The sequence below is a fragment of the Clostridium akagii DSM 12554 genome (assembly GCF_000686725.1).
In the GTDB taxonomy this organism is placed as follows: Bacteria; Bacillota; Clostridia; order Clostridiales; family Clostridiaceae; genus Clostridium_I; species Clostridium_I akagii.
Map to the genome: position 1 here is coordinate 251,344 of NZ_KK366009.1, position 14,693 is coordinate 266,036.

Sequence of the window (14,693 nt, forward strand, 5' to 3'; positions counted from 1 at the left end):
TACAAAAATTAATCAAAAGGGGATGTATGTTACTATGGAAAGTAAAAAGTATGTGTATCTTTTTAAAGAGGGAAATGCTAAAATGAGAAATTTGCTAGGTGGAAAAGGCGCTAATCTGGCTGAAATGACTAATTTAGGTATTCCTGTTCCACAAGGATTTACTGTAAGTACTGAAGCTTGTGTTAAGTATTATACTGATGATAAAAAGATTTCTGATGATATCAAAGACCAAATTAATGAGGCTTTAAAGCAACTTGAAAATATTTCAAGTAAACGTTTTGGTGACACGGAAAAACCGCTTCTCGTATCTGTAAGGTCAGGAGCAAGGGTATCTATGCCAGGAATGATGGACACAATTCTTAACTTAGGGTTAAATGATAACACTGTTGAAGGCATAGCAAAACTAATGAATAATGATAGATTTGCATACGATTCATATAGAAGGTTTATCCAGATGTTTTCTGATGTAGTTATGGGTATAGAGAAGAGAAAATTTGAGAATCTTATTGATTCAGCAAAAGAAGAAAATAATGTTAAATTTGATACAGAACTTAAAAGTGAAGACTTAAAAAAACTTGTATTAAAATTCAAACAATTATATAAAAAAGAAATAGGCACAGATTTTCCACAAGATCCCAAAGAACAACTATTAGAGTCAATAACAGCGGTGTTTAGATCTTGGGATAATCCAAGGGCAATAGTTTATAGAAGAATTAATGACATACCAGGAGATTGGGGAACAGCAGTAAATGTTCAAGCAATGGTATTCGGAAATATGGGTGATACATCAGGTACTGGTGTTGCATTTACTAGAGATCCTGCTACAGGAGAAAAGAAAATATTTGGAGAGTATTTAATAAATGCTCAGGGTGAAGATGTTGTTGCAGGAATAAGAACTCCACAACCAATAACAAAACTTGCAGAGGATCTTCCACAGTGTTTTGATGAATTTATGAATATCGCACAAAAATTAGAAAAGCATTATAAGGATATGCAAGACATGGAGTTTACCATAGAACAAAGCAAATTATATTTTCTTCAAACAAGGAATGGAAAGAGGACAGCTCAAGCTGCACTTAAAATTGCCGTTGATATGGTAAATGACGGTTCTTTATCAAAAGACGAGGCAATATTAAGAGTTGAACCAAAGCAGCTAGATTCTTTATTACACCCAGTTTTTGATATTTCTGAACTAAAAAAGACAGAAGTAATTGCTCATGGTCTACCAGCTTCACCTGGTGCCGCAAGTGGGAAAATTTGTTTCACGGCTGAAGAAGCAAAAAATCACCATGGATCAGGAGAAAAGGTGATTTTAGTAAGGCTTGAGACATCTCCAGAAGACATTGAAGGTATGGTTGCCGCAGAAGGTATATTAACAGTCCGAGGGGGAATGACATCTCATGCAGCTGTTGTAGCTAGAGGTATGGGTACTTGTTGCGTTGCTGGTTGCGGAGAAATAAATATAAATGAAGATGAAAAGATTTTTTCAGTTAAAGGAAAGACTTATCATGAAGGAGATTTTATATCTTTAGATGGTAGTACAGGAAATGTATATGGTGGGGCAATTAAGACATCATCGCCTGAAATAAGTGGCTATTTTGAAACATTCATGGGCTGGGCTGATAGCATCAGAAAGTTAAAGGTAAGGACTAATGCTGATACTCCAAAAGATGCAAGACAGGCTATAGAATTTGGAGCTGAAGGTATCGGGCTATGTAGAACTGAGCATATGTTCTTTGAAGAGGATAGAATAGCGGCAGTAAGGGAAATGATTGTTGCAAAAACTACTGAACAAAGGAAAAAAGCATTAGCAAAAATACTACCAATGCAGAAAAAAGATTTTATTGGAATTTATGAAGCTATGGAAGGTAAGGAAGTCACTATAAGATTCTTAGATCCACCACTTCATGAATTCCTTCCAACTGCTGAAGAAGATATAAAAAATTTGGCAGTGGAGATGAATATCAGTCTTGATGAATTAAAGGGGACAATATCATATTTACATGAATTTAATCCAATGATGGGGCACCGGGGTTGCAGACTTTGTGTATCTTATCCAGAAATAGCAGAAATGCAAACAACAGCAGTTATAGAGTCTGCCATTGAGGTTATAAGGAATAAGCGCTATAACATAGTACCTGAAATAATGATTCCACTTGTAGGGGAACTAAAAGAATTGAAATTTGTAAAAAATATTGTTCTAGAAACAGCAGATGCAATTATAAAGAGAGAAGGAATAGATTTAAAATATAAGGTTGGTACTATGATTGAAGTTCCAAGAGCAGCACTTCTTGCTGATGAAATAGCAAAAGAAGCAGAATTTTTCTCTTTTGGAACTAATGATTTGACTCAACTTACTTTTGGATTTTCAAGAGATGATGCAGGTAAATTCTTAGGTGACTATTATGACAATAAGATTTATGAATCCGATCCATTTGCAAAGCTAGATCAAATAGGTGTTGGTAAATTAGTTGAACTAGCAGTTACATTAGGGAGAAAAACAAGACCAGATATTCATCTTGGATTATGTGGTGAGCATGGTGGAGATCCTTCTTCCGTTGAATTTTGCCATAATGTAGGGCTTGATTATGTGTCATGTTCTCCATTCAGAGTACCGCTTGCAAGACTTGCAGCAGCACAAGCCCAGGTTAAGAACCCAAGAGGCTAGGAGGCAGATTCCAGGTACCAAATATCAGTTTTTTAAGATAAGAGATAAGAGCTAAGAGCTAAGAGTTAAAGGACAAAATTCTAGGGACTGGATTAGAATGTTTGAAAATCATTTTAAGATGCAGTCCCTTTTGTTTTTCAGTGAATAATACATATTTAATTAGCCTTATTTTTGGAATGACTGTGTTATCGGAAAAGGTTACTTATTGGCTAAGGAAGAATTTTAGCAAAAAAAAAGTGAATGTAGTTACATAATAGTAGGATAGAACAATAGTAAGAAAATGCGGAGTAAAGTTTATTTATATGTGCCACGAAAAGAAGGGAGAACTAGAAATGTTAATAAATTATTTGAGAGAAGGAATAGGAACGTTAATTTATTTAATACCTATAGCATTTATTGTTTTTATTATATTCACTGGTGGAAAGTTTTTAACTAAAAGCACAATAGAATTTAAACCGTTGAGCATGTTATGTGAATTCGCATGGATTCTTGTTGTTATAACTATATTAAAGATAACAGGAATCATTGGTGGAGACTTCAGCACAACTGCAATAGTTAATGGTCGTGTGAATTATAGCTTTGCTTTATTTGGACAAGAAGGGTTATCCATGGCAACATTGTTGAATATTGCTCTCTTTACTCCTTTTGGTTTCTTCTCCTCAATTGTTTTTAAGAAACTCAAAAATAAATGGATTTATGGGATTTTAATTGGTTTAATTTTTTCGGGAACAATTGAATTCCTTCAGATTTTTACTGGAAGATTTGTGCAATTAAATGATATATTGATGAATACTGCAGGAACATTTCTTGGATATGAAATATGGGCTATATTGTTAAAACTAAATCTAAAATCAAAATAAAAGAGTTAAATAATTTTTATGATTTTTTTAATTTTGATACCAAACCTCCAAGCAAATATCCTATAAAACTAAATATCATGCCTGGCGGCGATGATATTAATACCACAATATACAATGATAAACTTTTGATATCTTTTGTCTTCAATTGTGCCAAAGTAAAAACTAAATAGTAGCCATGATGATAAAAATATTATTGAAAATGCAAGATTTTCAGAACTATAACTGAAACCTTCATAAAATTCTGCCCATTGAAAATATAAAGCAAGAGATGTAATTACTATTGTAAAAAGAGTTATAATGGTTATTTTTTTCCCCAATTAAAGCACCTCCAAATTTATTATAGGATTGTACCAACTCTATGAACAAAATTAGGTATCATTTTTATATAATAATGATTTTAGAAGCATGTGAAAACGTGGAGTCCCTATAACGGTAACATAATAAAATATTACAATATAGCAACATTAATATAAATAAATATAATATAAATTTTATTTATATTAATTAATCTTGATAAGCAGCATGGCAAGGTATGTGAAATAGGCTATTCGTGCTACACTTTCTTAAGCGTAGCGAGTAGCCTATGAACGTGCCTTGCCATGTTGCTCTCATCAACATTAAGGTATTAAGGTTTTCAAACTATTGCTAAAGTTTAGCGAAGTTTCAATATGTTTTTCCATGGTTGTCATAGACTTTTCTAGTAAAACAATAAAAGCTTGCTTATTACACACATTTATGTTATTGTAGTAATCCCTTAATAATCTCCATTGTTTCTGTGGGAAACTAATATAGGATGATATATACCAATAATCATCTGCGGTTAATGGAAGAATGTTATGGTAGGCAGTAAGACAATTTTTTAAAAGTTCAAAATCCCAGTTAGTGGTTTCTCTTTTTAGAATTCTTCTAAGAAAATATGAGATATCGTGAGCTGAATAATCCATTTTGCATTTATCAAAATCTATTATCCAAAGTTTATTGAACTTATCAAATATTATGTTTTTATTTACATAGTCAAGATGGCATAGGGATTTGCTTAAATTATTTGAGTTTATGTGTGAAGCATTTTCTATTGAAATTTTGGCTAAAGTTATGCACGCATCAAAATTTTCAATATATATTTTTGAAAAATTATCACCATATTTGAAGGCAAGGTTTGAAAAATCAAGTAATTGATTAAAATGCCGATTCATTGATAAGTACATGTCTTCATAGCCTAGACGTAATTTACTACCTGGGATTGGATAAAAGTTCCGTGAAAACTTGTGGAAATTCGCTAAAGTAATAGATGAGTCTATTACATGTTTCATATTATCATAATCGCATTTGTCTCCATCAATCCATGGAGTAAGTATAAATAGCATTCCATTAAATGAGACAAATCTTTTACCAGTTTGTGTAGGAAGAATTCTAGGTACATTTAAATTAAATCTATAAATCCATTCAATACTGGAGTATACAAAAAGTAGTTCATCTTTAGTATAATATACTTTTTTTAGGCAATAATATTTAAAGTTAGATTCTATTTTATATACAGCTCTTTGCTTGTCCGTATCTTTAAATTTAATTTGATATACATTAGAATTCTCTAAATTATATTCGCTTAAAATGTTCTTTTTAATCTCTGCTTGAGATAATAAATCTGTTTTATAATTCACTGTTGTTTTAGGCATAAGCCACCCCTTGCTTATAACTTTCATTATAAGCATATTAGTAAATATTACATAATATACATTATAAAAAAAATTTTTAACTATACATGTAAAATATATAAAGAAACAAGAAGGATTTTTAATAGTTGTATAGAATTAAAATATAATAGGAAAGGTGATTTTGATATGAATATAAGAGAAATGATAGAAGAAAAGGAAGAAAAAATCATTGTAACTCAAGGAATCATATCTTCAAAATCAATTGGTCGAGACAAATATGAAAACCCTGATGAAAATAGAACTTGCTTTATGGTTGACAGGGATAGGATTATACATTGCAAATCTTTTAGAAGACTAAAACATAAGACACAAGTTTTTATTAAAACTTTTGGCGATCATTATAGAACTAGGCTCACTCATACACTTGAAGTATCACAAATCAGCAGAACTATTGGGAAGGGTATAGGATTAAATGAAGACTTGGTTGAAGCAATAGCACTTGGACACGATATTGGTCATGTTGCATTTGCTCATAATGGGGAGGAAATTTTAAATCAGCTTTTACCTAATGGGTTTAAGCATAATGTGAATAGCATAAGGGTTCTTACAAGACTTGAAAACCAAGGGCAAGGACTAAATCTTACAAAAGAAGTTCTTGATGGCATACTTCATCATAGTGGTTTTCAAAATAAAAAGATAAAAGCTTTTACTTTAGAAGGACAAGTTGTTAAGTTTAGTGATAAAATAGCATATGTAAATCATGATGTAGATGATTCTATAAGAGCTGGAATTTTAAAGCAAGAAGAACTACCTAAAGAATATATAGAAGTTTTAGGTTTCAGCTCAAGTGATAGAATAAATACATTAGTAAGAGATTGCATTTATAAAACTCTAGATAATCTTAAAAAAGGTATTTTTCAGGTAGACCTAAGTGAAAAAATCGAAAAAGCGCTTATGGGACTTAGATCATTTATGTTTACTAATATTTATAATGGCAGTAAGCTCAGCATTGAGAGGGAAAAGGCAAAATTTGTGATTGAACAAGTTTTTCTTTATTTTATAAAAAGACCTAATGAATTACCAGAGGTATATAGGAAAATCATAGAAAAAGAAGGTTTATATCAAGGGGTTGCTGATTATATTTCAGGAATGAGTGATGATTATTGCTTAGCTATATTTAACGAAAAATATGTGCCTAAATTAATGGTTTATTAAAAATGTGGAATAAACCATTATTAAATTTGGGCAGAATAAAGCTAACAGTTAATATATTTGAAAAAATTGAATTTAATTTTTGAAAAAAAAAGGGATTTTAAACTATTTTGTCGAAATAATAAATGTTCGGAATAAAATAATAGGTTAGGTGGGGGTGTCCTCGTGATACCTGAAGATGTTATTGAGAAGATAAAATATGAAAATGATATTGTGGATGTAATATCTGAAAAGGTAAGACTAAAGAGAAGTGGAAGAAATTATACTGGGCTTTGTCCATTTCATAACGAAAAGTCACCTTCTTTTAGTGTGTCTAGGGATAAACAAATTTATAAATGTTTTGGATGTGGAGAAGCCGGTAACGTAATAACATTTGTTATGAAAATTAGAAACTTGTCTTTTGTAGATTCGGTTAGGATACTTGCTGAAAGAGTGCATATGGATTTAGACTTTTTAGAAAGTGGTAATAGTAAAAAAAATAATGCCAATGAGAGATTAATAAAGCTAAATGTGGATGCTGCAAGATTCTTTTTCGCCAATTTAAAAAATGATAAAAGGTCCAATGAATATTTTTTAGGAAGAGGTATTAGTGATAATACAATAAGAAAATTCGGATTAGGCTATGCCTTAGATGATTGGCATGGTATAATGAATTTTTTAAGAAAAAAGGGATACAGTGAAGCCGATTTGTTAACAAATGGGTTAATAATTAAAAATGATAAAGGAAACAAATACGATAGATTTAGAAATAGAATTATTTTCCCTGTATTTGATTATAGAGGCAAGGTTATTGGATTTGGAGGAAGGGTTTTAGATGATTCTAAACCAAAATATCTGAATTCCCCAGAATCTCCTCTATTCAAAAAAGGAGTAAATTTATATGGTCTAAATTTTGCACTAAAAAATGATAATCAACGAACATTTATAATTGTAGAAGGATATATGGATTGCATAACTCTTCATCAGTATGGAATTACGAATGTTGTGGCATCATTAGGAACTGCACTTACCATGTCTCAAGCAAAATTATTAAAAAAATATGCAGATGATATTATAATATCCTATGATGCGGATGTTGCTGGTCAAAAAGCAACACTTAGAGGTCTTAAAATACTTAAGGATACTGGGCTACAAGTGAAAGTGTTAAAAGTACCAGAGGGTAAAGATCCAGATGAATTTGTAAGAAATAATGGAAAAGAGGCTTATGAAGAATTGATTAAAAACGCCATGCCACTTATAGATTATAGAATTCAAAGCGTAGCTGAAGGTTTAGATTTAGAAAATACTGAACAAAAGATGAAATACGTGAAGTTGGTTTCAGATATTCTTGTGGATTTAGATCCTATAGAAAAGGATATATATATAAAAAAAGTTTCCGAAACTACGGGAATTAAAGAACAGGCAATTTATGACCTGTTAAGTGAAGAAATGCAAAAGAACACTAAAACATTACAAACAATGAATAATATGGAGATATATGGGCAGAAATTATATATGGAGCCTGCATATCTTAAAGCTGAAAGACTTATACTAAAATTTATGATTTTGGATAATGAATCATACGATTATATAAATAGTAAGATAAATAGTGACGACCTAAATATGGATAGTCATAAAAAAATATTTAATATAATTGTAGAAAATATAGGACAGCAAAAGGAAAAACTAATTAAGATAGTAGAATCAAAATGTGATGATGTAGATAGCTCTTCTGAATGGGTAAATATAATTGAGGAAGAACTTAAGAATGATGATTGCGACAATAAAATGCTTATTGATGATTACATTAAAAATGTAAAAAAATATAGATTAGAGGAGTCAAAAAAAGAAATTATGAAAAAAATTAAAGATTATGAATCTAATGGAAGACTAGAGGAATCATTACAAATGGTGAGAGAATTGAACATAATACAAAATAAGATAAACGGCATGATATAAGTACGAAAGGAGGCCATTTTGGTGAAAGAAAAAAAAGTGAAAGAACATAAAGAAAAAGCGATTAAAGAGAAAAAAGAACTAGTAAGCAATCAAATTTCAAATGACAAGGCACAAAGTGAAAAAATGACACTTGTTAAAAAACTTATAGATAAGGGTAAGAAAAAAGGTTCATTGACTTATAAAGAAATAATGGATGAACTAGAAAATATAGATTTAAGCCCAGAACAAATTGAAAAAATTTATGAAGTTTTAGAAACCATGGGTATAGATGTTAGTGGAGATATTAAAGAAATTGAGGTTGAGGAGGGGGAACTAGATTTATCAGTTCCAGAAGGAATTTCAATTGATGACCCAGTTAGAATGTATTTAAAGGAAATTGGGAAGGTTCCACTTTTGTCACCAGACGAAGAAGTATCCTTAGCACAAAGGATAGAAGAAGGAGATCAGATTGCAAGAAAGAAATTAGCAGAAGCAAATTTAAGGCTTGTTGTTAGTATTGCAAAAAGATATGTAGGAAGAGGAATGCAATTTTTGGATTTAATACAAGAAGGAAATCTTGGACTTATAAAAGCTGTAGAAAAATTTGATTATAGAAAAGGTTATAAATTTAGTACTTATGCAACATGGTGGATACGACAGGCCATTACGAGAGCTATAGCTGACCAAGCGCGAACTATAAGAATTCCAGTGCATATGGTAGAAACTATAAACAAATTAATTAGAGTTTCAAGACAACTACTTCAGGAACTTGGAAGAGAGCCACAAGCAGAAGAAATAGCTAAAATTATGGAAATGCCTGTAGATAAGGTTAGGGAAATAATGAAGATTGCACAGGAACCAGTATCACTGGAAACTCCAATAGGAGAAGAAGAAGACAGTCACCTAGGTGATTTTATTCCCGATGATGATGCATTAGCTCCAGCAGAGGCAGCAGCATTTACAATGCTTAAAGAACAACTTATTAATGTGCTTGACACGTTAACACCTCGGGAAGAAAAAGTACTAAGATTGAGGTTTGGTCTTGATGATGGAAGAGCTAGAACTCTAGAAGAAGTTGGCAAGGAATTTAATGTTACAAGAGAGAGAATTAGACAGATAGAGGCTAAGGCACTTAGAAAATTAAGACATCCAAGTAGAAGTAAAAAATTAAAAGATTATTTGGATTAGTTGTATTAGTTGTATTAAAAATAAGCTACAATCATAAATTGATTGTAGCTTATTTTTAAATTAACTTATTTTAACTTGAATGGTTTACAGTTATGGGGTATACTGAACAAAGAATTTGCAAATAATGTGAATATAAATACTATTAGGGGCGGAAAAATTTATGCTTAATTTTCGAGGACAAAAAAATAAAAATAAGATTGTGAATAAAAAAAATATAATTATATTTGGTAGTTTGATTTTAGTAGTAGCACTAACCACTATATTTGTTGTGTATAACAAAGCCGAAAATAAAAAAAATGTAGATATAACTCATAAAAACAATAAAAAAATTGTTATGAATAAAAGAGAAAGTAGAGTACCTAGAGAAAATAGAAAAATAGTACCAGGGGAAGTTGCACCATGGAGCATTAAGCGAACTGATGGTAAAAAGATGGCATATCTAACATTTGATGATGGTCCATCAATTAATACAACATCAATACTTCAGATCTTAGATAACAATAAAATAAAAGCTAACTTTTTTATAATAGGGTCACAGGCTGAGAAATATCCTGAGCTTGTGAAAAAAGAATCAGTTGATGGAGAAATTATTGGAAATCATACTTACAGCCATCAGCTAAATTATGCAGAAGGCCCTGAGAATTTTGTGAAGGATTTGGACAAGTGCGATGCAATTTTAAAAAATATATTAGGAGACAAATATAATTCCGAATTAGTTAGATTTCCTGGTGGGTCATTTGATACTAAAGATCATCCAGGCAGATTACTTCCTTTTAGAGAAGCGGCAACAAAAGCAGGATATAGATATATAGACTGGAATGACGAAACAGACGATTCACATGGATTTGATCCTAGTGTACCATATTTATTAGAACAACTAAGAAAGTATACTGTAGGTAAAAATGTGGTAGTAATATTAATGCATGATGCTGGAGCTAAAAAAAATACGGTACTAGCTCTTCAACCGGTAATTGACTACTTAAGAACTCAAGGTTTTGATTTTGACACAGTACAGTAAAACATTAACTGTTTTTCATCAAATATTTTGATATAATATATTTGTTAGAGGGTGAGGAAATGAAGTGTTTTAGACCCAAAAAGAGGATAAAGGGCAGTATGATTATATTATTAATTACGGTATTATGTAATAGTATGATTTTTGTAACATCAATATTTATAAATGACTATGTGCTTAATGTTTTTCTAAGAACATTTCTAGTAATATTTAATATTTACCAACTTTATTATATTTTACAGTTTGCTACATTGAATTATCAATTTGAAAATGAAATGTTAACAATATCCAGTATATTTGGACTAAAGAAAATTAAAATACCATATATAGATTTAGAAAAATATACTAAAACTACAGGAAATCTTGATGCTATAAAATTAAGTGGTTATGGAGGACGTAGCTTTGCAATAGGGAGATGTTTTTTCTATAAATTTGGTGCTGTAAATATGAATGTAACACATAATGAAAATATCTTTTTTATAAAGACAAAGGAAGATGTTTATGCTGTATCTCCTATAAATGTCACAGAGTTTGAAAATGAATTAAGACTTATAGGTATTGAAGATGGAAATTGGAGTTTAACAAACAAAATAACTGAGAGGTTATATAAAGATAATTATTTTAGAATACCTTTCTTTTTAGTAAGCATATTAATAATAATTTTTATTGCAAGGCCTTTGTATTTATATTATGGGAATATGCTTCCACAAAAGATGCCTTTATCATTTAATGTTAAATTTGAGCCAACTATTATGGGAACTAGTAAAGATTTTGTATTAAAACAATTGGAATATGGATTATTAAATATGGCTTTAGTTTTCTGTATGTATTATGCAGCTCACTTGAATGCAAAGCATTATAAAAAATCAGCATATAAGTACATATATTTTTCTCTAGCTGTAGTAATTGTATTTTTGCTTATTCAGCAGAGGGTATTATGGAGTTTAAGATGATAAAATAACAATCTTAGGATTGTTATTTTACTGAGGATACATAAAACATCTAAAGGAGTAGTTTATGGAGATTAGTTCCAGACTGGAATGTATTGCGAAAATGATAGAAAAATGTGATAGTATTGCTGATATAGGAACTGATCATGGATATGTGCCTATATATTTAATTGAAAAAGGAATATGCAAACATGCAATTGCATCAGACATTAATATGGGACCTGTAGAGAAAGCTAGGGCGAATATTAAACATGAAAACGCAGAAAAATCAATAGAATGCAGATTAGGGCCAGGGTTTTCAACAGTTAAGCCTAGGGAAGTAAATGTAGCTATAATTGCAGGAATGGGTGGTAATCTTATAAGAGATATAATAGAGGAAGGAATACAGGTCTTTAAAAGTCTAGACTATGTAGTACTTCAACCTGTCCAGAATCCTGATGTATTAAGGAAATATATATATGAAAGTGGATATATTGTTTTAGATGAGGATTTATGTAAAGATGAAAATAAATACTATGAAGTAATAAAAATAAAATATAATAATGAACCAAAGGTTCTAAGTGATGTATATTACGAGGTTAGCAAAATTTTATTAGAAAAAAAACATCCTCTTGTTAAGGAATATGTCTGTTTAAAAATCAAAAAGTATGATAAAATATTTAATAATATTAATGATAGCGGAGAAGGGGCACAAAGCAGAAAAAATAATCTAAAGAAGATGGTTATGAAGTTGGAGGGGATGTTAGAATGTCTTTAATAGTAAGAGATATGTGTTCTATTTTGGAAGCAATTGCTCCCAAAACACTTAGTGAGAGTTACGACAATGTTGGGCTTATGGTTGGTAATTTAGAAAAAAGCGTAAGCTCAATTTTAGTTGCATTAGACTGTACTCTTGAAGTTATTGAAGAAGCTAAAGATAAAAAATGCAATTTCATACTAACTCATCACCCATTATTATTTCATAAACCATCATCTATAACATCCGAAACTTTGCTTGGAAAAAAAATTATAAAGTTGATAACAAATGATATTAATTTGTATTCAAGCCACACCAATTTGGATGCAGTAAGTGGTGGCATCAATGATGCGCTAACAAAATTGTTAGGTTACACAAATTGCAAGGTATTACAAGTTACTCATGCTGAAGAATTCATAAATAGCAATGCAGGTATAGGTAGAATCGTGAAGCTTGAAAAACAGCAAACCCTTGAAAGCTTGTTAATGGAAGTTAAAAGTAAACTTAAAATTAAAAATTTAAGGTATATTGGTGACGAAAGCATGCCTATAACTACAATTGCCATAGTTAATGGTAGTGGCAGTGACTATTTGGAATTATGCAAAAAACAAGGGGCTGATTGCGTGATAACCGGCGATATAACATATCATTATGCAAGTGATTATAATGAAAGTAAGATGGCAATAATAGATGCTGGGCACTTTGCTACAGAATGGCTTCCACTTGTAGAGGTTTCAAAGCAAATAGGTGTAGAAATGGCTAAATTAGGTTATAAAAACAACATTCTAATATCACAAAGTATGTCAGATCCATATAAGATGAAGTAGGGATAGTATAGAGGCTATTTCTGCTTCTTTTTGTTTATTAAAATAACACTTTATAATAAATCTTGTTTACAGGAATTCAGGGGAGGACGATTAATATGAGTAACATGAGTTTGTTGTACGAATTACAGAATTCTTATAATAATGTTGAGGAGAATAAAAAGATAATCAAAGATGGGGCACATTTATATTTGCTGAGAAAGATGAAAGTAGAATTTGGTGAATGTAAAAACAAATATAATGAAAAAGTAAAGATAATTAATGCATTAAAGGATGACTATGCTGAAACTAGTAGAGAACTTAAAGAATTTAGAGATAAAATAGATAAGGATGAATTTGCTCTATATAATAATTCATCCAATGATATGAAATCTATTAATGCACTTCAGAAAAGTATTAAAAATAATAAGGCAAAACATAAAATAGTTGAAGATAGTGCCATAGAACATTTAGAAAAAGAAGAAAAATTGAATATAGATATTGAAAATTTAAAGACAGAATTGATTAATGTAAAAAACAACTTCTATAGTTATAAAAAAGATACAAGTGAAAAGATAGAAAATGCAAAAATAAAATTAGAAATTGCAAATAAAAATATTGAAAAATTACAAAAATTAATACCAGAAAATTATTTAAAAGCTTTTTACTCAAAATATGAGCATAAGAAAAATGTTGTAGTAAAGCTAACCAATGGAATTTGCGAGGGGTGTAAGATGAAGGTTTCAGCAATGACTTTGGATGAAGCAACAAAAAAGGATAACATACTTTATTGCGATAATTGTGGCAGAATATTGATATATGAAGACATAAAAAAAATTAAAACCACTAAAAAAGCAAAGTAAAATTTGCTTTTTTAATGAGAATATGGTATCATAGCTTTGCGAGTAATCCAGACAATCGCTGCTGCTTTTGCAGGAGAGGAAAGTCCGAGCTTCGTAGGGCAGGGTGCCAGGCAACTCCTGGTGGAGGTGACTCTAAGGAAAGTGCAACAGAGATATACCGCTAAAGGTAGCTTTTAGCTATACTAGTAAGGGTGGAAAGGCGAGGTAAGAGCTCACCAGCGCAATGGCAACTTTGCGGCTATGTAAACCCCACTTGAAGCAAGATCGAATAGGAAGACATTTTGGAATTGCCCGTTCCGTCTTCGGGTGAATCGCTTGAGCCTAACTGGTAACATTAGGCCTAGATAGATGATTGTCAAATACAGAACTCGGCTTACAGGGCTACTCGTCCATTGAAAACACTAAGTTAATAGCTTGGTGTTTTTTATTTTGCCATACTTTATTTTTTTGCTATATTAAATAAATGGTTCTGTAATCCTTTAAATATAATCTTATTGATTCATAGTTTTCATAAACTTTATGTAGAATTTTGTATATAAATAAATCAATATACAAACAAATATATACAAATTCCGACAGTACATTTATGATACAATCCCTAAATATGAATAATATATAGACATTTTATGAATAAAGGGGAATCATATATGAAAATAGATAAGATCATTTCAGTTACTTTGGCTGTTTTTCTACTCACATCAGTATTTCCAATTACAGTTAATGCAGATCAAGTTAGCAGCAATAAGGCAAGTACTCAAAATGTGCAAACAAAAAAAGTTAAGAAGGAAAAAGTAGGAAAGATTACAAAGGAATTGACAGAAGATAGAAC

13 protein-coding genes and 1 other RNA gene are annotated in these 14,693 nt (G+C 30.7%); 12 read left to right on the plus strand and 2 right to left on the minus strand.

Translation table 11 applies throughout. The features are described 5' to 3' along the window. Positions 1–34: 34 nt before the first annotated feature. Positions 35–2,668, plus strand: a complete 2,634-nt coding sequence (gene ppdK, locus BR66_RS0122265) for a pyruvate, phosphate dikinase (RefSeq protein WP_026884897.1) — start codon at positions 35–37, stop codon at positions 2,666–2,668. Positions 2,669–3,000: 332 nt separating this feature from the next. Further along, entirely contained in the window at positions 3,001–3,528 is a 528-nt protein-coding gene (locus tag BR66_RS0122270; RefSeq protein ID WP_026884898.1) for a VanZ family protein, read from the plus strand. A gap of 68 nt (positions 3,529–3,596) precedes the next feature. On the opposite strand, the gene BR66_RS0122275 is transcribed toward BR66_RS0122270, so the two are convergent. Next, positions 3,597–3,845: a hypothetical protein gene (locus BR66_RS0122275; protein WP_026884899.1), complete on the minus strand. Its 249-nt coding sequence runs from the start codon at positions 3,843–3,845 to the stop codon at positions 3,597–3,599. 300 nt (positions 3,846–4,145) lie between these two features. Further along, entirely contained in the window at positions 4,146–5,201 is a 1,056-nt protein-coding gene (locus tag BR66_RS0122280) for a CotS family spore coat protein (protein WP_026884900.1), read from the minus strand. Between the two features lie 165 nt (positions 5,202–5,366). Between BR66_RS0122280 and BR66_RS0122285 the strand changes: the two genes are divergently transcribed. The 10 genes from BR66_RS0122285 to BR66_RS0122325 all read left to right on the plus strand — a co-directional run. Then, on the plus strand, positions 5,367–6,395 hold the full coding sequence (locus BR66_RS0122285) for a deoxyguanosinetriphosphate triphosphohydrolase (protein ID WP_026884901.1): 1,029 nt from the start codon (positions 5,367–5,369) through the stop codon (positions 6,393–6,395). Between the two features lie 162 nt (positions 6,396–6,557). After that, positions 6,558–8,330, plus strand: coding sequence for a DNA primase (gene dnaG, locus BR66_RS0122290; RefSeq protein WP_026884902.1), 1,773 nt, complete (start codon positions 6,558–6,560; stop codon positions 8,328–8,330). Positions 8,331–8,423: 93 nt separating this feature from the next. Then, on the plus strand, positions 8,424–9,497 hold the full coding sequence (gene rpoD / locus BR66_RS0122295; protein ID WP_423219392.1) for an RNA polymerase sigma factor RpoD: 1,074 nt from the start codon (positions 8,424–8,426) through the stop codon (positions 9,495–9,497). A gap of 160 nt (positions 9,498–9,657) precedes the next feature. Beyond that, positions 9,658–10,515: a polysaccharide deacetylase family protein gene (locus BR66_RS0122300; RefSeq protein WP_026884904.1), complete on the plus strand. Its 858-nt coding sequence runs from the start codon at positions 9,658–9,660 to the stop codon at positions 10,513–10,515. 59 nt (positions 10,516–10,574) lie between these two features. Then, the gene (locus tag BR66_RS0122305; RefSeq protein WP_026884905.1) at positions 10,575–11,465 is read left to right on the plus strand and encodes a PH domain-containing protein; all 891 of its coding nucleotides are present in this window, start codon (positions 10,575–10,577) and stop codon (positions 11,463–11,465) included. A 64-nt stretch (positions 11,466–11,529) separates the two neighbouring features. Next, positions 11,530–12,219: a tRNA (adenine(22)-N(1))-methyltransferase gene (locus tag BR66_RS0122310; protein WP_026884906.1), complete on the plus strand. Its 690-nt coding sequence runs from the start codon at positions 11,530–11,532 to the stop codon at positions 12,217–12,219. Then, entirely contained in the window at positions 12,210–13,025 is an 816-nt protein-coding gene (locus BR66_RS0122315; protein ID WP_026884907.1) for a Nif3-like dinuclear metal center hexameric protein, read from the plus strand. The genes BR66_RS0122310 and BR66_RS0122315 overlap by 10 nt, the downstream gene beginning before the upstream one ends. A gap of 95 nt (positions 13,026–13,120) precedes the next feature. Next, positions 13,121–13,864: a zinc ribbon domain-containing protein gene (locus BR66_RS0122320; RefSeq protein ID WP_026884908.1), complete on the plus strand. Its 744-nt coding sequence runs from the start codon at positions 13,121–13,123 to the stop codon at positions 13,862–13,864. A gap of 39 nt (positions 13,865–13,903) precedes the next feature. After that, positions 13,904–14,256: RNase P RNA component class A (gene rnpB / locus BR66_RS25010), an RNA gene on the plus strand. A gap of 255 nt (positions 14,257–14,511) precedes the next feature. Further along, the coding region (locus BR66_RS0122325) for a hypothetical protein (protein ID WP_026883330.1) at positions 14,512–14,693 on the plus strand (182 nt) is incomplete at its 3' end.